General features: G+C 64.8%; 16 protein-coding genes. 7 read left to right on the top strand and 9 right to left on the bottom strand.

Annotated features, from left to right (window positions below; genetic code table 11):
* Positions 1-183 precede the first annotated feature (183 nt).
* Both phoU and cysZ read left to right on the top strand, forming a co-directional pair.
* On the top strand, positions 184-909 hold the full coding sequence (phoU, locus tag ACJJV2_RS17455) for a phosphate signaling complex protein PhoU (RefSeq protein WP_043331737.1): 726 nt from the start codon (positions 184-186) through the stop codon (positions 907-909).
* A gap of 196 nt (positions 910-1,105) precedes the next feature.
* Positions 1,106-1,834 carry a sulfate transporter CysZ gene (gene cysZ / locus ACJJV2_RS17460; protein WP_043331739.1) on the top strand — a complete coding sequence of 243 codons (729 nt, stop codon included), beginning with the start codon at positions 1,106-1,108 and terminating at the stop codon, positions 1,832-1,834.
* Positions 1,835-2,020: 186 nt separating this feature from the next.
* Here cysZ and phoR read toward each other — a convergent pair whose 3' ends face one another.
* From phoR to ACJJV2_RS17480, 4 genes are all read right to left on the bottom strand, one after another.
* A complete protein-coding gene (gene phoR / locus ACJJV2_RS17465) occupies positions 2,021-3,343 on the bottom strand; it encodes a phosphate regulon sensor histidine kinase PhoR (protein WP_405282375.1) in 1,323 nt (440 codons plus the stop codon).
* 7 nt (positions 3,344-3,350) lie between these two features.
* Positions 3,351-4,040 carry a phosphate regulon transcriptional regulator PhoB gene (phoB, locus tag ACJJV2_RS17470; RefSeq protein WP_043331741.1) on the bottom strand — a complete coding sequence of 230 codons (690 nt, stop codon included), beginning with the start codon at positions 4,038-4,040 and terminating at the stop codon, positions 3,351-3,353.
* Between the two features lie 223 nt (positions 4,041-4,263).
* Positions 4,264-5,154 (bottom strand): 4-hydroxybenzoate octaprenyltransferase, encoded by an 891-nt coding sequence (gene ubiA / locus ACJJV2_RS17475; RefSeq protein ID WP_405282378.1) that lies wholly within the window; start codon positions 5,152-5,154, stop codon positions 4,264-4,266.
* 54 nt (positions 5,155-5,208) lie between these two features.
* Entirely contained in the window at positions 5,209-5,787 is a 579-nt protein-coding gene (locus tag ACJJV2_RS17480; protein WP_405282380.1) for a chorismate--pyruvate lyase family protein, read from the bottom strand.
* A 318-nt stretch (positions 5,788-6,105) separates the two neighbouring features.
* On the opposite strand from ACJJV2_RS17480, the gene ACJJV2_RS17485 reads away from it, so the two are divergent.
* The 3 genes from ACJJV2_RS17485 to ACJJV2_RS17495 all read left to right on the top strand — a co-directional run bounded on the left by ACJJV2_RS17485 (position 6,106) and on the right by ACJJV2_RS17495 (position 8,361).
* A complete protein-coding gene (locus ACJJV2_RS17485) occupies positions 6,106-7,305 on the top strand; it encodes an NAD(P)/FAD-dependent oxidoreductase (RefSeq protein ID WP_043331744.1) in 1,200 nt (399 codons plus the stop codon).
* Positions 7,306-7,555: 250 nt separating this feature from the next.
* Entirely contained in the window at positions 7,556-7,831 is a 276-nt protein-coding gene (locus ACJJV2_RS17490) for an HU family DNA-binding protein (protein WP_024952843.1), read from the top strand.
* A 173-nt stretch (positions 7,832-8,004) separates the two neighbouring features.
* On the top strand, positions 8,005-8,361 hold the full coding sequence (locus ACJJV2_RS17495) for a hypothetical protein (protein ID WP_054556348.1): 357 nt from the start codon (positions 8,005-8,007) through the stop codon (positions 8,359-8,361).
* A gap of 168 nt (positions 8,362-8,529) precedes the next feature.
* On the opposite strand, the gene ACJJV2_RS17500 is transcribed toward ACJJV2_RS17495, so the two are convergent.
* Positions 8,530-8,946 carry a DUF2780 domain-containing protein gene (locus ACJJV2_RS17500; protein ID WP_054556347.1) on the bottom strand — a complete coding sequence of 139 codons (417 nt, stop codon included), beginning with the start codon at positions 8,944-8,946 and terminating at the stop codon, positions 8,530-8,532.
* Between the two features lie 190 nt (positions 8,947-9,136).
* Between ACJJV2_RS17500 and yccS the strand changes: the two genes are divergently transcribed.
* Positions 9,137-11,389: a YccS family putative transporter gene (yccS, locus tag ACJJV2_RS17505; RefSeq protein ID WP_405282383.1), complete on the top strand. Its 2,253-nt coding sequence runs from the start codon at positions 9,137-9,139 to the stop codon at positions 11,387-11,389.
* Between the two features lie 135 nt (positions 11,390-11,524).
* Here yccS and recG read toward each other — a convergent pair whose 3' ends face one another.
* On the bottom strand, positions 11,525-13,666 hold the full coding sequence (gene recG, locus ACJJV2_RS17510; protein ID WP_279836523.1) for an ATP-dependent DNA helicase RecG: 2,142 nt from the start codon (positions 13,664-13,666) through the stop codon (positions 11,525-11,527).
* Positions 13,663-14,628 (bottom strand): LysR substrate-binding domain-containing protein, encoded by a 966-nt coding sequence (locus tag ACJJV2_RS17515; protein ID WP_405282386.1) that lies wholly within the window; start codon positions 14,626-14,628, stop codon positions 13,663-13,665. The genes recG and ACJJV2_RS17515 overlap by 4 nt, the downstream gene beginning before the upstream one ends.
* Positions 14,629-14,699: 71 nt before the next feature.
* Between ACJJV2_RS17515 and ACJJV2_RS17520 the strand changes: the two genes are divergently transcribed.
* Entirely contained in the window at positions 14,700-15,587 is an 888-nt protein-coding gene (locus tag ACJJV2_RS17520; protein WP_043331750.1) for an SDR family oxidoreductase, read from the top strand.
* 228 nt (positions 15,588-15,815) lie between these two features.
* On the opposite strand, the gene ACJJV2_RS17525 is transcribed toward ACJJV2_RS17520, so the two are convergent.
* Entirely contained in the window at positions 15,816-16,205 is a 390-nt protein-coding gene (locus ACJJV2_RS17525; protein WP_043331752.1) for a RidA family protein, read from the bottom strand.
* A 261-nt stretch (positions 16,206-16,466) separates the two neighbouring features.
* Complete coding sequence (locus ACJJV2_RS17530) at positions 16,467-18,632, bottom strand: bifunctional (p)ppGpp synthetase/guanosine-3',5'-bis(diphosphate) 3'-pyrophosphohydrolase (protein ID WP_279836521.1); 2,166 nt, start codon at positions 18,630-18,632, stop codon at positions 16,467-16,469.
* Positions 18,633-18,739 lie beyond the last annotated feature (107 nt).

Here is an 18,739-nt window from a genome sequence, read left to right on the forward strand (position 1 = left end):
TCGCCCTGATATTGCTGACGATGGCGGCCAGATAGCGCCTTTGCGCCATGGGTGAAACATAACTGCAATCAAGTGTCGGCATGCTGAGGGGGAGCCCGCTGTGTCAGTCAGTAGTGGGCCATACTTGTCACGTCATTCATGTCACGCCCCCTGACTCGGTGGGCGACTTTCCGGGAGAGGGAAATGGATATCACCAGCGATTCGCACGGCAAGCATATCTCAGAGCAGTTCAATCATGAGCTGGATGCACTGAAGACACACCTGCTGGCCATGGGCGGACTGGTAGAGAAACAACTGCAGGATGCCGTCACGGCATTGCTGGAAGGCGACAGTGAAACCGCCACGCGGGTGCGCGACAACGACAAGGCTGTCAACGACATGCAGCTCAAGATCGATGACGAGTGCACCCGGGTGCTGGCCCGCCGTCAGCCGGCGGCCTCCGACCTGCGCCTGGTGCTGGCCGTCATCCGCGCCACCTCCGATCTCGAGCGTATCGGTGATGAATCGAGCAAGATCGCACGCAACGCCATCTCGCTGGTCGAGAACGGCCAGAGCCCGCGTGGCATGGTCGAGGTGCGTCATCTCAGCCAGCACGTGCGCAGCATGGTGCGTGACTCCCTGACGGCCTTCGCGCGCTTCGATACCGACCTTGCCCTCAAGGTGCTGCGTGAAGACGCCTCGGTGGATCTGGAATATCAGAGCGCGATGCGCTCGCTGATGACTTTCATGATGGAAGACGCGCGCCAGATCACCCCGGTGCTCAACGTGATGTGGATTCTGCGTGCGCTGGAGCGCATCGGTGACCACGCCGACAACCTGGCCGAGTACGTCATCTTCCTGGTCAAGGGCGTGGATGTGCGTCACACCGATACCCATGACCTGAAGCCGCAGGACCTGGACAAGAAGTGAGCTGACGCGCTTCCCTGCCCCTGTGTAGCGTCTTTCGCCCCGCACCTGCCCACCGGCAGGTCGCGGGGCGATTGCGTCGTGGGAGCGCGAGCGGTGTCAGGCGGCCGACAGCTGCGCCGCGCAGGCGGGAGTGCTAGGGTGTGGCTCCGGTCAGCCCGCTGGCTGGCCGGTTCTTTTGAGATGACGAGGACGTCGCATGATTGATGCCGTATCGGCGCTGGTCCGCGGGACCCGCATGGTCTATACCCCCGGGCTGCGCCGCTTCGTATTCGTACCGCTGGCGATCAACCTGGTGCTCTACAGCATCACGCTGTGGGTATTGTTCAACCAGTTCGGTGGCTGGATCGATTACTGGATGCTCAAGGTGCCGGCCTGGCTGGAGTGGCTCAGCTGGTTGATCTGGCCGGTGCTGGTAGTGAGTCTGTTGCTGGTGGTGTTCTTCACCTTCAGCCTGGTGACCAACCTGATCGCCGCGCCCTTCTACGGCATTCTGGCCGAGAAGGTCGAGCATCGTCTGGATGGCACCCTGATCGATGATGACCGTGGCCTGATGAAGATCGGCGTCGACTCGCTGGGGCGTGAAATGGCCAAGCTGGGCTACTTCATCCCGCGCATGATCGCGCTGTTCATCATCGGCTTCATCCCGGGCCTGAACCTGCTCTCGCCGCTGTTGTGGGGACTGTTCTCGGCCTGGAGCATGTCGATCCAGTATCTCGACTACCCGATGGACAACCATCAGGTCAGCTTCGGTGACATGAAGCAGCGCCTCAAGGCGCGCTGGTGGCCCTCACTGACCTTCGGCGCCGCGGTGTTCGTCATGACGCTGGTGCCGCTGGCCAATCTGCTGTTCATCCCGGGCGCCGTCGCCGGGGCGGTATTGATGTGGCAGAGCCACTACCGTCAGTTGCCGGCACCGCGTCGTTGAGACAGCCTGTCGCTGAACTGACTCGTCGCTAAGTTGGCACGTCTCTAAGTTGGCACGTCGCTGAAATAGCCGCAGCGTCGTCTGATTGACCAAACGAAACGCCCCGCAGTCGCCTCCTTACGAGGTGGCTGCGGGGCGTTCTGCGTTGGGCTGGCGTCCGGGGCAGATCATCACTGAATCAGCCCATCACTGGGCTAGCGCACTGCTGGCCTGGGGAGCGCTCGCCTGACAGGCGCGCTCGTCGGGGAAGTGACAGCGGAAGCGCGCACCCTCGCCGGGGTGGCTGTCGATCTCCAGATGGCCCTGATGACGAATCAGCACATGCTTGACGATGGCGAGCCCGAGGCCGGTGCCTCCCGTGGCGGTGCTGCGGTCCTTGTCGATGCGGTAGAAGCGCTCGGTCAGGCGCGGCAGGTGCACCGGGTCGATGCCGTCCCCGTCATCTTCCACCTCGACCAGCAGGCCCTGGTCATCCGCCTTCCAGCGCAGGGTGATATGACAGTCTTCGGGGGTGTAGCGCACCGCATTGAAGACCAGATTCGAGATCGCGCTGCGCAGCTCCTGCTCCTCACCGCGCAGTGACAGGCTGGCATCGGCCTCGATGGAGAAGGTGTGGCGCCCCTGGGACAGGCCTTCGGCGTCGTCGCGGATATGGCCGAGCAGGGCACTCATGTCGATGCAGCGACCATTGTCGGACAGCTCGTCGGTTTCCAGGCGTGACAGGGTCAGCAGGTCCTCGACCAGGTGCTGCATGCGGTCGGTCTGGCTCTGCATCTGGCCCAGTCCACGCTGCCAGCGCGGTGGCAGGTCATCGGCGTAATCGGAGTAGGTCTCGAGATAGCCGGCCAGTACCGTCAGCGGCGTGCGCAGCTCATGGGAGACATTGGCCACGAAGTCGCGGCGCATCTCTTCAAGACGATAGAGGCGGGTGACGTCACGCAGCATGACCAGGCGCTCGTTGTCACCGAACAGGGTGATGGAGATCTGCAGCGTCAGGTTGTCAGATAGCGGCGACTGGAGCGTCAGCGGCTCGCGGTAGGCCAGCCGATTGAAGTAGTCGATGAAGACGGGGTCACGCAGATAGTTGGTGATGTGCTGACCGCGGTCGTGGCTGGCCTTGAGACCGACCAGCTGCTCGGCAGCGCTGTTCCACCATTCCATGTCACCGTGGTTGTCCAGCATCACCAGGCCGTCGCGCATGGCCTCGGAGGATTCCTGGATACGGTTGAGGATGCTGCGCAGTCGCTCCTGAGCCTGACGCTGGCCCTTCTGGTAGCGGTAGAGACGATCGAGCAGGTCTCCCCAGACGCCATCGCCGGGCGGCGGCTCTTCATGGGGATTGGTGATCAGCCAGGTGTAGAGGCTCTTCAAGTGCTTGAGATGGACGAACAGATACAGCGAAAGACCCAGCGCCAGGCCCCAGCCCAGATGGCCCAGCAGGCCACCGATCAGGCCGAAGCCACCGGCAAGGTAGCCGAGGCGCCATAGCTCGTTGGTCCAATAGCGCATGAATCCCTCAGGCCTGAGCGCTAAAGCGGTAACCGGTGCCGCGGACGGTCTGGATCAGATGCTGATGGCCTGTGCCCAGCGCCTTGCGCAGGCGACGGATGTGCACGTCCACGGTGCGCTCCTCGACATAGACGTTGCCGCCCCATACCTGATCGAGCAGCTGGCTGCGCGTGTAGGCACGCTCCTGATGCGTCATGAAGAACTGCAGCAGGCGATATTCGGTCGGGCCGACATCCAGCGAGTTGCCGTGGGCGGTGACGCGGTGGCTGGCCGGGTCGAGCATCAGGCCTTCGACTTCCACCGCCTCCTCGACCCCCTTGGGAGTGGTGCGACGCAGCACGGCCTTGAGACGGGCGACCAGCTCGCGCGGCGAGAAGGGCTTGGTGATGTAGTCGTCGGCACCGGCTTCCAGGCCTTGAATCTTGTTGTCTTCCTCGCCCTTGGCAGTCAACAGGATGATCGGCAGCTCCGAGGTGGTCTCGTCACGCTTGAGACGCCGCGCGAGCTCCAGGCCACTGGTGCCCGGCATCATCCAGTCCAGCAACAGCAGATCGGGCTTTTCATCGACGACGATGGCGTGGGCGTCCTGGGCATTGTCTGCCTCCAGCACGCGGTAATCCGCCATTTCGAGGGCAACGGCGATCATCTCGCGAATCGAGGATTCATCGTCGACAATCAGTACGGTCTTGGAGCTCATCGCTAGATCCCATGCAGCAGTCGGCGCACGCGCCAGAATGACAAGTCGATGACGATTACAACCCGCTTATATGACAGCGAGATGACAACTGCCAGCATGGCAGCTTGCACGCAAGCCTGCCAGCCGCCTTGGAGGCGCGGCAGGCAGGCATGAACCGTGGGCTGGGAAGCAATAGAGGGCAGGGGTTGCTTTGAATTAAATAATACTAATGTTTATGCAGGCGTCAGCTCATCGGCCAGGTCGCCAGGGCGATACCGGCGAAGATCAGCAGACCCGTCCAATGATTGTTGAGGAAGGCCTGGAAGCAGGGCGCACGCTCACGCTCCCGGATCAGACGTTGCTGCCAGACGAAGGTGACGGCGGCGGCAGCCAGCCCCAGCCAGTAGAAGATGCCCAGCGCCAGGTGCAGGCCGATGCCGATCAACACCGCCAGCATGCCCAGCTGCAACAGGCCGATCATCAGCTTGTCGGCACGCCCGAACAGCACGGCGGTGGACTTGATGCCCACCTTGAGGTCGTCGTTGCGATCGACCATCGCGTAGGCGGTGTCGTAAGCCACCGTCCACATCAAGTTGGCCGCGAACAGCCACCAGCCGTAGGTCGGCACCTCCTCCAGCGTCGCGGCGAAGGCCATCGGAATCGCCCAGCCGAAGGCGGCGCCCAGCACCACCTGGGGCAGATGATGGAAGCGCTTCATGAACGGGTAGCTGGCCGCCAGCAGCACGGCGATGATCGACAGCAGCACCGTGGTCAGATTGGTGAAGCACACCAGCACGAAGGCGGCCGCGACCAGCCCCCCGAACAGCGTCAGCGCCTCGTGCTCCGAGATGCGACCCGAGGTCAGCGGTCGGTCACGCGTGCGCTCGACATGCTTGTCCCAATGGCGGTCGGCGTAGTCGTTGATCACGCAGCCGGCGGCGCGCATCAGATAGACCCCGGCGATGAAGATCAGCAGGGTCGTGCGCTCGGGAATGCCATCTGCCGCCAGCCACAGTGCCCACAGGGTCGGCCACATCAGCAGCCAGGTGCCGATGGGGCGGTCCAGCCGTGTCAGGGCGAGGTAGTCGGCCAGTCTGGAAGGACGCGAAGCGGCGGAAGTGGATGACGCGGTCATCGGGGCTCCTGGGCGGGTGGTAGTGGGCAAGGGAAGAGAGAAACGTGGCCAGGCTCAGGCCAGCTGCAGCGCGTGCTGGAAGGCCGGCGTGAAGCCCTCCTGCACCAGCACCTTGAAGCGACCATGCGAGAACATCGAGCGGCGCATCCACCGACTGGTGGTGCGGGCCAGCGGCCTGGGACTCGAAAGCACCAGCGGGGCACGGCTGACATCGATGGCGCTGCGGGTCAGGTCGGGCTGGCGAAACAGCCAATGGCCCAGCGAGCGCTCACCCAGCGTCGAGAGGCGATGACCGTGGGCCAGGTCCAGCGCCGCCAGCGAGCGTGCGATCACCCATGGCGTATCGCCATGACAGAGCGCCACTTCGCGTCGCCAGACATGCCGGCGTGGGCCGATGCCCAGCAGGCGTGCCTCATCCAGCCGCGCGGGGCCGGTGTCCTGCAGCAGCAGGCGCACGCGCAGGCCCTGGATTGGCTGGCCATCGCGTTCATCCTGCTGCTGCATGGCGCTGGCAAGACGCTGGGTCAGCGAGTCCGACGAGGAGAGCCACGCCCACCAGCCGGCCGGCATGACACCCTGCAGCGCGGCAGCCGGCTGCCAATGACGGCGCACCGCCGCCGAAGCAGTGGCCATGACGCGCGTGGGCAAAGGCCAGCGAGGCGCAGGCTGGCATAGAGTCTCGGTTGACGAATGAGGCGCCTCACAGGTGGAGGTCTGTGGCGTGAGCGCTGCGCGATGAGGCTCGCCTGCTGGGCATCGGACCACGGTGAATTCCCTGTCAGGATGACGAAATGGCGAGTCTAGCATGGCCGGGCGGCAAGGCCTCCCGCTCAGGCATGCCTGCACTGCTGGCGGGCTGGTATGCTGGGCGCATTCATCGGCGTTCATGACGGACGCTGCTGGCGCTCTTTCATCAGCGCTCCCCTCGGATCGATCTCAGGAGATGGTGCCATGCGCGACCCTCGCACCCTTGTCATCATTGGTACCGGCATGGCGGGCATTGGTCTGGCGCGCGCGCTGCGTGCGCGTGACAAGGACAGCCGGCTGATCCTCATCAGCCAGGACAGCGGCCACGATTACGCCAAGCCGATGCTGTCCACCGCCTTCGCCAAGAAGATGTCGGCCACCGACCTGTCGCGTCAGGCGCCGGTGGCGCTGGTGGACGAGCTGAATGCCGAGCTGCGTACCCATCAACGCGTCACTGCCATCGACGGTGATGCCCGCCAGCTATGGCTGGGCGAGGAGTGTCTGGCCTATGACGAGCTGGTACTGGCACTCGGCGCGGCGCCGCGTCGTCCCTTCCCCGTCGCCGCGGAAGTGGCCTCACGCGTGCAGAGCATCAATGACCTCGACGACTATGCGGCCTTCTGCGCGACGCTGGCGAAGGCCCGCGAGCGCGGGGAAGACGGGCACGTGGTGATTGTCGGTGCCGGACTGGTCGGCTGTGAATACGCCAATGATCTGACGGCCGCCGGCCACCGCGTCACGCTGGTCGCGCCTGAGGAAACTCCGCTGGATGGGTTGCTGCCGCAAGCGCTGGGGCAGCGTCTGGGCGCGGCGCTGGATGGGCTCGGCGTGACGCGTCGCCAGGGCGAGATGGTCGAGACCATCGCCGCCAGCTCAGGCGAGGAGGCCGAACGCCAGGCCGCGCCGGTCGAGGTGCGCCTGCAGAGCGGTCGTCGCCTGACGGGCTCCGTGGTTCTGCTGGCCACCGGGCTGGCGCCGCGCATTCGTCTGGCGCAGGCCGCAGGCCTGAGCGCCGGCGGTGACGGCATCCGTGTCGACCGCCACCTGGCCACCTCCCAGCCGCATATCTGGGCGCTGGGCGATTGCGCCAGTGTCGAGGGCGTCAATGCCATGTATGTCCAGCCGCTGCAGATGGCTGCGCGCACCCTGGCGGCCAACCTGTGTGGTGAGCCGAGCGTGCTCGACTGGAAGGCGTGGCCGGTGCTGGTCAAGACACCGGTCTTGCCGGTGGTGGCCTATCCGCCGCGTTCGGCCGTGGCGCGCTGGGAAATCACCGGTGAAGGCGATGACCTCGAAGCACGTGCACTGGATATGAACGAACGCTTGATTGGATATGCGTTGACAGGCGCCTCCGTTCGCAGGAAAGTCGAGCTAGCGCGGCAGGCGCCGCCGTTGCTAGGCTAGGCGATGCCATGATCGATGGTCGTAAATCCCTTGCTGCCAGCGCGGTCAGGCACGATAGTGAATGCTCCGTCAGACATGCTGCTCAGCGAGCGTCGTCTGACAGATTGCTACCATCGACAGGTTTGATACGGCAAAGCTTGCCGGGAGCGGATTGCGTCGCCGCCATACGCCACCGCTAGCAAGTGCAAGAACAACAATGGAAACGGCGGCTTGGCCGCCCGTGCAGAATGCCAAACCAGGAGGGCTTTTCATGCGCAAGCCAGAACTCGCTGCGGCTATCGCCGAGCGTGCGGATCTATCCAAGGACAAGGCCAGTCAGGTACTGAACGTGATTCTCGACGAGATCACTCATACCGTGGCCAAAGGCAATGACGTCTCACTGATCGGTTTCGGGTCATTCACCGTGCGCCAGCGTGCGGCGCGTACCGGCAAGAACCCTCAGACAGGCAAGCCGCTGACCATCCCGGCCAGCAAGACCGTTGCCTTCAAACCCGGCAAGTCGTTGAAGGATGCAGTGACCAAGTAACCTCGGCTCGTGCTTCAGCGCAGACCCGGGGTGGCTGTCGCCATGGCTTTCAATCGTCGTCATCAAAAGCCCTGTCGGCTGTCATGCTGATGCCACCGGTTCCGCCCTGCGGGGCCGGTGGCATTTTCATATGGCCTGCGTGAACGACGCTTCGCGATTCAAGGAATGACACCATGAAGCTCAAGATATTGCTGTGGGTGCTGGGTCTGCTGCTCAAGCGGGCCTTCAAGCGCGACCCCGAATTTCGTGCCGAGCTGGAAAAGCGTCCGCTGGACTGGGGCGTCGCGACCGAAGACATGAGCATCGCGCGTCACTACCGCATGTCCCACGCGGGCGTCACCACGGGCAGTGGCCTGCCGGTGGATACCGAGCTTGAGCTGCGCTTCGCCGATAGCGACAGTGCGGTGGCCTTTCTGCTCAAGCCCTCGCCGCGTGCCTTCCTGCAAGGCCTGATGGATCAGCGCGTGCGGCTGGTCGGCGATTCGGCCCAGCTCAACCGCTTGCAGTCATTGCTCAAGCGCATTCGCTGAATGACCCGGTGCCGTGCCTGCATGAACGAAAGACGCCCCGCTGAGAGAATCAGCGGGGCGTTCTGTTTTGTCACTAGCTGTTGTCACGAGCAGTTGTCGCGAGCCTTTCTTGCGAGCCTTTACTTGCGAGGGGCTGTTCGAGAAGACCCTCTCAACGCCCTCGAGGCGTCACAGCAACTGCTTGAGGCCCGGAATGCCTTCGAGCACCTGATCGACCACGCCATCGCCGGCTTCTTCGCGCGCATAGCTCAGCGTCTCATCGGCCACGCCGCGCGCCTGGTCCATGTTCAGGTCCAGCCCCATCAGCTTCTGGCCCAGTTCCAGCGCACCGCCACCGCTGCCGCCGGTGAAGGCGCTGACGGCGCCCATCAGGCCGCCCATGAGGCCACCGCCACCGGACTCGGCGGCTTCCTCGCCTGCGCTGCCGATCAGGCCTTCCGCCCCCGGAATGGCGCCCAGCAGTGAGGCGGCCGGGCCATCCGGCCCCTGCTCACGCACGAACTTGAGAACCATGCCGACCGCCTGCTCGGCGATTTCCGGTGACAGCCCGAGGGAGCCAGTGACGCGTTCGATAAGAGGATGCATCGGTATTCTCCATGAAAGCCAATGAGGTCAGGAGTCTTCAGAGTGGCACGTCGCGGCGATTCGACATTCGACGCGCCCGCCAACGCTTGCATGCACCATGGCTCTCGGACACGGCAGAACGGGGTGTTATGCTAGCGATATAAATCTAAAGTCTAATGCGCTGCCCGGCGCCCTGGTCACGGAACACTTCATGACACGCTCTCTCCTGGACTCCCTCATGCACTCCCTGCGTCGTCTGTGGACGCTGGATGCCTTCAGCTATTCGCTACGCATGTTGATCGCGCTGGGTGGCGTGATGGCGGTGGGGTTCTGGCTCGACGAGATGGCGGTGGTGATTCCGCTGTTTCTGGGCGTGATCGCCTCGGGGCTGGCGGAAACCGATGATCACTGGCGCGGCCGACTGCGTGCGCTGGGCATGACGCTGGCCTGCTTCAGCATCGCCGCCGTCTCGGTGGAGCTGTTGTTCGGCATGCCGCTGCCCTTCGTGATCGGGCTGGCGCTGGCCACCTTCGCGATGCCGATGCTGGGCGCCATCGATGCCCGCTACGGCGCCATCGCGCGCGCCTCGTTGATTCTGGCCGTCTACACCATGATCAGCCTCGAGCAGCAGCATGGAGATGGTCAGATCGCGGTGCTGGAGCGCAGCCTGCCCGAGTGGCTGCGGGAGCCGGGGCTGGGCATCAATCTGGTTCAGCCGTTGCTGCTGGTGGTCGGGGCGTCCTGGTATGGCCTGCTCTCGGTCGTGTGGTGCGCGCTGTTCTCGCGTCAGCCGCTCAAGCACAGCATGGCGACGCTCTACCGTGAGCTGGGGCGCTACCTGATTCTCAAGGCGCAGCTGTTCGAACCGCTGCACAATGTCGACCAGTCCGCCCGGCGTCTGGCGCTGGCCGAGCAGAACGGTCGCGTGGTGGTGGCGCTCAACCAGACCAAGGAGATGGTCTTCCGGCGCCTCGCCGGGCGGCGCGATACCACCAAGCTCGACCGCTACCTGCGCCTCTACTTCATCGCCCAGGACCTCCACGAGCGCGCCAGCTCCAGCCATTATCCCTACGGCCAGCTCACCGACGCCTTCTTCCATCACGACATCCTGTTCCGCTGTCAGCGTCTGCTGGAGCAGCAGGGGCGCGCCTGTCGCGGGCTCGGCAAGGCGCTGTTGATGCGCCAGCCCTTCGATGCCAGTGACAGCCAGCAGGCGCTGGAAGACCTCAATGCCTCGCTCGTCTATCTCAAGCAACAGCAGCGGCCCGAGTGGCATCATCTGATGCAGGCGCTGGAAGCCCTCGCCAGCAACCTGCGCCTGATCGAAGGCCAGATCGCGCGCCTGAATGATCTCGAAGCCGTCAGCAATGAAAGCGACAACAGCCTGCTGGACCGCTCGCCTCACGGCACGCGCGACATGTTCGAGCGTATCCGCAGCCACCTGACGTCGCGCTCGCCGATCTTCCGCCATGCGCTGCGCCTGACCGCGACGCTGGTGGCCGGCTATGGTGTGCTGCTGGCGGTGCACCCGACCCAGGGCTACTGGATTCTGCTGACCGGGCTGTTCGTATGTCGTCCCAGCTACGGCGATACGCGCCGCACGCTGGCGCAGCGGATTCTGGGCACGCTGATCGGTCTGGTCGCCGGCTGGGCGCTGATCAGTCTGTTCCCGGCACCCACGATCCAGGCCGGGATCGCCGTGGTCGCGGGGGTGCTGTTCTTCGCCACGCGTGGCTCGCGCTATACCCTGGCCACCGCCGCCATCACGCTGATGGTGCTGGCGTGCTTCAACCAGGTCGGCGATGGCTTCGATCTCATCTGGCCGCGCCTGTTCGATACGCTGGTCGGTGGCCTGCTGGCCGGGCTTTCGGTGGTGTTGATCCTGCCGGACTGGCAGGGCCGCAAGCTCTATCGTCAGGCCGGCGTCAGTCTCAAGACCAGCGGCCGCTATCTGGGCGAGGTGCTGTCCCAGTACCGTCACGGCAAGCGCGATGATCTGGCCTACCGCCTGGCGCGCCGCAATGCCCACAACGCCGACGCGGCCTTCTCCAATCTGCTGGCCACGGCCCGCAAGGAGCCCGGCCACTTCCGTCGTGATGTCGAGCCGGGCTTCGGCTTCCTGCTCCACGCGCATACCGTGCTCGGCTATCTCTCGGCACTGGCAGCGCATCGTGGCGAACTGGAATCGACCGCCTCGGCCAGCAGCGGCATCGAGACGCTGCTGCGCCATGGCGAGCGCCTGAGTCAGCAGCTGACGGCGTTGGGAGAGCAATTGGAGGCGGGCGGTGAGATCGCCGTCACGCTGGACAGCGAAGATGAGATCGCGGCACTGGAAGCCGAGGTCGAGCAGGTCGAATCCACCACTGGACGCCTGGCGCTGTCACAGCTGATTCTGGTGCTGCGGCTGTTGCAGCCGCTGGAAAGCGCCGGCACCCAGCTGATCAAGGCCAGCCGCGCCAGCTGACCTGTCCTGACTGACCGGTACTGAAAAACAAGTGCTGTAAGACAAGTACTGTCTGAGCGACTGGCGCGGCGGGCCGAGTGATCGAGTGTCCGGGCGGAATAGGTGAGGGCGCAAGATGAGCAGCGGGCGGCGCACTCAGACGGCGCCGTATTGCCCGGCCGCCTCGCCCAGCCAGCGGCGAATCAAGGGCTCCGCGGCCTGCGGGGCCTCGCTGAGGATGGCATCGGCCAGCGTGGTGGTCGGGGCGATCAGGTCACTGTCACGCTCGAGATCGGCGATCTTCATCCCCGCCAGCCCCGTCTGACGCGTGCCCAGCACTTCGCCGGGTCCGCGCAGTTCCAGGTCCTTCTCGGCGATCCTGAAGCCATCGGTGGTCTCGCGCATCACCGCCAGGCGCTGCTTGGAGTGCTGCGAAAGCGGCGGATGATAGAGCAGCACACAGAAGCTCTCGGTGCTGCCACGCCCGACGCGGCCGCGCAGCTGGTGCAGCTGCGACAGGCCGAGACGCTCGGGATTGTCGATCACCATCAGGCTGGCATTCGGCACATCGACCCCGACCTCGATCACCGTGGTCGCCACCAGCAGGTCATGCTCGCCGTCCTTGAACGCCGCCATCACCTCGGCCTTCTCGGCCGCCTTCATGCGGCCATGGACCAGACCGATGGACAGCTCCGGCAGCGCCTCGGTCAGCTCGTCACGCGTCACCTCGGCGGCCTGGCAGGTCATCACCTCGGATTCCTCGATCAGCGTACACACCCAATAGGCCTGACGACCCTCGGAGCAGGCGGCGCGGATGCGCTCGACCACCTCGGGGCGGCGCGGGTCGGCCACCGCGACGGTCTGCACCGGGGTGCGTCCCGGCGGCAGCTCGTCGATCACCGACAGGTCGAGGTCGGCGTAGGCGCTCATCGCCAGGGTGCGCGGAATCGGCGTCGCGGTCATGATCAGCTGGTGCGGTGTCAGGCCACCGGCTTCCCCCTTCGCCCGCAATGCGAGGCGCTGATGCACGCCGAAACGGTGCTGCTCATCGACGATCGCCAGCCCCAGGCGCTGGAAGGTCACATCGGCCTGAAACAGCGCATGCGTGCCGACCACCATGCGTGCCCGGCCATCGGCGATGGCGGCCTTGGCATCCAGCCGCGCCTTGCCCTTGAGCTTGCCGGCCAGCCACGCCACCTCGATGCCCAATGGCTCCAGCCATTCGCGGAAGTTGCGATAGTGCTGCTCGGCGAGAATCTCGGTGGGCGCCATCAAGGCCGCCTGACAGCCGCCGCCGATCGCGATCAGCGCCGCCAGCGCGGCGACCACCGTCTTGCCCGAGCCCACATCGCCCTGCACCAGACGCAACATCGGTACTTCGCGCGCCAGGTCGCGGCGCACATCTTCCAGCACGCGATGCTGGGCGCCGGTCAGCGAGAAGGGCAGCTGGGCGAGAAAGCGCGTGCTGAGGCCGCCACTGGCGCTCAGCGAGGGCGCGCCATCCTGCTGGATACGCGCGCGCACCTGACGCAGGCTCAACTGGTGGGCGAGCAATTCTTCCTGGGCGAGGCGGCGCTGACTCGGGTGCACGCCGTCGCTCATCTGATCGACGGGCGCATCCGGCGGTGGCTCGTGCAGAAAGCGCAGGCACTCGATCACGCCGGGCAGGCGAAAGCGCGTGCGCAGCGCCTCGGGAATCAGGTCCGGCAGCTCATGGGGCGTTTCCTCGAGCTGCTTGAGCGCCTGGGCGATCAGAGCGCGCAGGCGTGCCTGATTGAGGCCTTCGGTGGCCGGATAGATGGGCGTGAGGTGGTCTTCCACCGGCGCGGCACCCTGGCCGAGCAGGCGGTATTCCGGATGGTAGATCTCGAGACCGGTGGCCCCGGCGCGTGCCTCGCCGAAGCAGCGCACGCTATGGCCTCGCTGGAATTGCTGCTGCTGAGCGGGGGAGAAGTGGAAGAAGCGCAGGCTGAGGATGCCGCTGCCATCGCGCAGGCGCACCAGCAGGCTGCGGCGACGGCCCTTGACGATGTCGCAGGCCGTCACCTCGCCTTCGACCACCGCCTCCATGCCGCTCTTGAGCGTGCCGATGGGCGTGACGCGGGTCCGGTCCTGATAGCGCAGCGGCAGATGGAACAGCAGGTCTGCGACGCGCTCCAGCCCGAGGCGCGACAGTTTCTCGCTCAGCGCGGGACCGACGCCGCTCAGGCTGTCCAGCGGTTGGGCCAGCGCGCCGGTGGCGAAGACACCGGCGCTGGCGGGCCCGGCAGATGAGGCTTCCGTGCCCGCCCTGCTCATGCCGGTTCGTGGCTCTGGGAAGCGGAGCCCTGCATGCCGTTCTCATTGCTCTGGCGCGCACGATTGGAGCACTCGGCGATCGCCATGCTGATCACGTCGATGGCCTTGGGGCGCGGGAAGCTGGCACGCCATGCCAGCGCCACGCTGCGGCTGGGCGCCGGGTCCTTGAAGGGACGCGTCTCGAGCACGCCGCTCTCGTAATGACCGGTACCGGTCGCCGAGTAGGGCAGCACGGTGATACCGAGGCCGGAGGCGACCATGTGGCGGATGGTTTCCAGCGAGCCGCCTTCGGCGATCAGCGTATTCTCGGGGTTGTTGATCTGATTGCCGATGGCCGGGCAGGCCTCGAGAATCTGATCACGGAAGCAGTGGCCCTCGCCGAGCATCAAAAGACGCTCGTTGATCAACTGTTCCTTGGCGATGCTGTCCTGCTCGAGCAGGGGGTGGCCGGCCGGTAGCAGGACTTCGAAGGGCTCTTCGTAGAGGATCTTGGTCAGCACGTCGGTCTCGGTGAACGGCAGCGCGACGATGATCACGTCCAGCTCGCCATTGCGCAGCTTGCGACGCAGGTCGCCGGTCATGCCTTCCTCGATGTAGAGCGGCATCTTCGGCGCACGCCGCGTCAGTTCCGGCACCAGGTGCGGGAAAAGATAGGGTCCAATGGTATAGATGGCGCCGATGCGCAATGGGCTGGAGAGCTGATCCTTACCGGAATTGGCCAGTTCCTTGATCACGCTGGACTGCTCCAGCACGCGCTGAGCCTGCTGAACGATCTTCTCGCCGAGCGGTGTGACCTGTACGGTGGACTTGGAACGCTCGAACAGTGCGACTCCCAGCTCTTCCTCAAGCTTCTTGACGGCCACCGACAAGGTGGGCTGCGAGACGAAGCAGCGCTCTGCGGCGCGTCCGAAATGACGCTCCTGGGCCAAGGTTACGATGTAGCGGAGTTCTGTTAGAGTCATGATTCCTGCCCGGAACTGGCATCCTGGGATGCGGTGGGTACCGATTCGTTTTACCAAGGAGCACGGCAAAGGTGAAGAAGACGAGTCTCATCCTCGGTTGTGGCGACGTTGGCAGCGCGCTGGCGCGTGAACTGCTCAAGGCCGGTCAGCACGTCATTGGTGTCAGGCGCGATGTGTCCAAGCTTGCGGATCTCGGTATCGAGACGCTGGCGTTGGACATCACTGCCGAAGGTGCACTGGCCAGCTTGCCAGATGCCGACACGGTGGTACATGTGCTGAGCGCCGACCGTTTCGACGAAGAGGCCTATCGCGCCGCCTACGTCGATGGCATTCGGGCGCTGGTGACGGAGCTCGAGTCGCGCGCCAAGCCGCCGACCCGCGTGCTGTTCGTGTCCTCGACCTCCGTCTACGCCCAGAAGGATGGCGAGGAAGTCGACGAGCAGTCGCCCACCGATGCCACCAGCTTCTCGGGCCAGTTGATGCGCGAAGGCGAGCAGGCACTGCTCGATTCCTCGCTCAACGGCACCGTGGTGCGCTTCTCCGGCATCTACGGGCCGGGCCGCGACATGCTGATCCGCCAGGCGCGTGATGGTCGCATCGCCGCCAGCAACCCGCCACTCTACTCCAACCGCATCCACCGTGACGACTGCGCGGGCGTGCTGGCACACCTGATCGCGCTGAGCCTCGAGGGCAAGCCGGTCGAGCCGATCTATCTGGCCACCGACTGTGACGGCGCACCGCTGCACGAAGTGATGGCCTGGTTGGCGCGTCAGCTCAAGGTCGAGTCCACCGAGGTGATCCAGTCACCGCTGCGGCGGCGTTCCAGCAAGCGCTGCGGCAATGCCCTGTTGCTCGAGAGCGGCTACACCTTCCGTTACCCGACTTTCCGCGAAGGCTATGCCGAGGTGCTCAAGGAGCACGGCGTGACGGTGCCGAAGAGCGAATTGTCGGGCCGCTGATCACTGCCGCTTTCACTTATCCACATGCGGTTGCGTACTGAGTCGCCTGACCGGGTGTGGATAAGTTGCTCGCCGAGACTGGCTGACGAGCGGCGCAGTTCTCGAGTGAGGCAGTGCCCAGATGAAGCGCCAACTGACAGTGCCCGCCCCGGAATCCCGGGGCGGGCACTGTCGTCTCTGCGTCAGCCACTCCTCGCGGGTGACCTGCCATCGTCAGTGAGCGGGTGCTCAGTCACCGATGACCATCACGCCTTCGGCTTCGAAGGCCACGCCCTTGGGCAGCGCCTTGACGCCAACCGCAGCACGCGCCGGGAAGGGCGCGGTGAAGAACTCTTCCATCACCGCGTTGACGCGCGCGAAGTCGTCCAGATCGGTCAGGTAGAGGTTGAGCTTGACGATGTCGCCCAGGCTGCCGGCGGCTTCTTCGCACACGGCATTCAGGTTGGTGAAGACCTGACGCGCCTGCGCCTCGATACCGCCTTCGACGACTTCCATCGTCTGCGGGTCCAGCGGAATCTGGCCGGACAGATAGACGGTGTTGCCCGCCTTGATCGCCTGGGAATACGGACCGATGGCAGCAGGGGCCTTGTCGGTGTTGATGATCGCGCGATTGCTCATGACATGCTCCTTGTGACTGCGCTCAAGCCTTGCCGGTTGCGAGTGTTGTGCGGTGGCGGCCTTCAGCAGCGGGTTACGATTGTGGTTATAGGGTCTCGCCGTCCACGGCGAGTTCGGTCGCGGTCAAGGTCCTGCACTGCAGTCGGCCTTGGCCGCGACACGGGTGTTCAGAAGAACGTGTCCGATGGCTACTCTGCGGCAGCCTTGAAAACAAAAACCGCGCCGCCCGCCAGTGGCGGACGACGCGGCCATTACGGTAGATCAGCTGAGGACGCGGGTGATTCGCTCCACGTGCAACAGGTTGCGCATGCGCTTGATGATGCGCGCCAGATGGATGCGATCACGCACGGCCAGTGTCAGATTGACGATGGCCAGATGGGCGTCGCGCTCCTCGATGCCGATGCGCTCGATATTGGCTTCGGCATCGGTGACCAGCTCGGCCAGCTCGGCGATCAGACCGCGCTGGGTCTGTGCCTCGATACGCAGCGCCACCGTGAAGTCGCCTTCGACCTGATCGGCCCAGGTCAGCGGGAAGACGCGTTCCGGATCGCTGGCCAGTTCGGTGATGTTGCTGCATTCCTGACGATGGACCACCAGTCCCTTGCCGGCCGACAGATGACCCATTATCGGCTCGCCGGGCAGCGGGTGACAGCAGCGCGCGTAGCTGGTGACCATGCTGTTGCCGCCGCTGACCTGCATCGGGCTGTTGCCGCTGTTCTCCGCCTGGACATTGCCGTCCTTGGCCGAGAACTTGGGCTGCTGCGCCGTGGTGCTGGTCGTGTCGCTCAGAAGGCTCTGGGCCACGCTGTAGGCGGCGCGGGTGCCGAGCCCGATGGACTCGAGCAGGTCATCACGCCCGCCTTCCAGCTCCAGCTCCGCGGCCAGCGTATCGAGACGCCTGGGCGGCAGTTGCTCGAGGGAAGAGTCCAGCCCGGAGAGCGCCTTGTTGAGCAGACGCTGACCCAGGGTCACGGATTCGCTGCGCTGCTGATGCTTGAGGTAATGGCGCACGGCAGAGCGCGCCTTGGCCGTGGTGACGAAGTTGAGCCACGCCAGATTGGGCTTGGCGCCCGGCGCGGTGATGACTTCGACGGTCTGGCCACTCTCCAGCGGCGAGGATAGCGGCGCCAGATGACGATCGATGCGGCAGGCGATACAGCTGTTGCCGACATCGGTGTGTACCGCATAGGCAAAATCGACCGCCGTCGCGCCGCGCGGCAATTCCATGATGTCGCCCTTGGGGGTGAACACGTAGGTATCGTCGGGGAAGAGGTCGTTCTTGACGTGCTCGATGAACTCGAGCGAGTTGCCGGCATGGCGCTGCATCTCGAGCAGACCCCGCACCCATTCGCGGGCACGCGCATGGCTGCCGGCGCCGATGGGGCGGTCGGTCTGGCCGGCCTTGTACAGCCAGTGCGCCGCGATGCCGTTGTTGGCCATCGCTTCCATCTCGCGGGTACGGATCTGTACCTCGATGGGCATGCCGTTCATGCCGAACAGCGTGGTGTGCAGGCTCTGGTAGCCGTTGGCCTTGGGGATCGCGATGTAATCCTTGAAGCGACCCGGCACCGGCTTGTAGAGATTGTGCACCACGCCGAGGATGCGATAGCAGCTGTCCACGTCATCGGTGATGATGCGGAAGCCGAACACGTCCATCAATTCATTGAAGGGCTTCTGCTGGTCACGCATCTTGCGATAGATGGACAGCAGATGCTTCTGACGACCGATCACCGAGCCGGGCAGCTGATCGCGCTCCAGCGCGTTCTGCAGACTGGCCTGGATCTCGCGCATCAGGGTACGACGATTGCCACGCGCGGCGGTGACGGCACGCTTGATGCGTTCGGAACGCATCGGGTGCAGCGCCTGGAAGGAAAGGTCTTCCAGCTCGACGCGAATGGTGTTGATACCGAGACGGTTGGCGACGCGGGCGTAGATCTCGAGCGTCTCACGGGCGATGCGACGCTTCTTCTCGGGGCGCAGGGCGCCGAGGGTACGCATGTTGTGGAGACGGTCGGCCAGCTTGACGATGATGACGCGGATGTCCTGGGACATCGCCAGCACCATCTTCTGGAAGTTCTCGGCCTGGGCGACGGCCTTGTCCTCGAAGGTGATCTGGGTCAGCTTCGAGACGCCATCCACCAGCAGGGCGACGGGTTCGCCGAACTGGCCTGCCAGTGCCTCGAAGGTCACGCTGGTGTCTTCGATGACATCGTGCAGCATGGCGGCCATCAGGCTCTGATGGTCCATGTGCATATTGGCGAGAATGTTCGCCACCGCCAGCGGGTGGGTCACATAGGGCTCACCGGAACGCCGGCGCTGGCCATCGTGGGCCTGCTCGGCGTAATAGAAGGCGCGCCTAACCTGACGGATCTCTTCCTCGGGAAGATAACCGCCCAGGCGGTCTGCCAGGTCATCGATCGTGAACATTCAGCGGCCTTGGCTCAGAGTGATTCCGGGCCCGCACCCCGTGCTCCGGCCGCGAGGGCGGGAGTGGCAGAGGTGCGGAAGCACACATGCAGTCGGCAGGTTGAGCG

This window comes from Cobetia sp. Ld8 (assembly GCF_045066615.1).
Taxonomy (GTDB): Bacteria; Pseudomonadota; Gammaproteobacteria; order Pseudomonadales; family Halomonadaceae; genus Cobetia; species Cobetia amphilecti.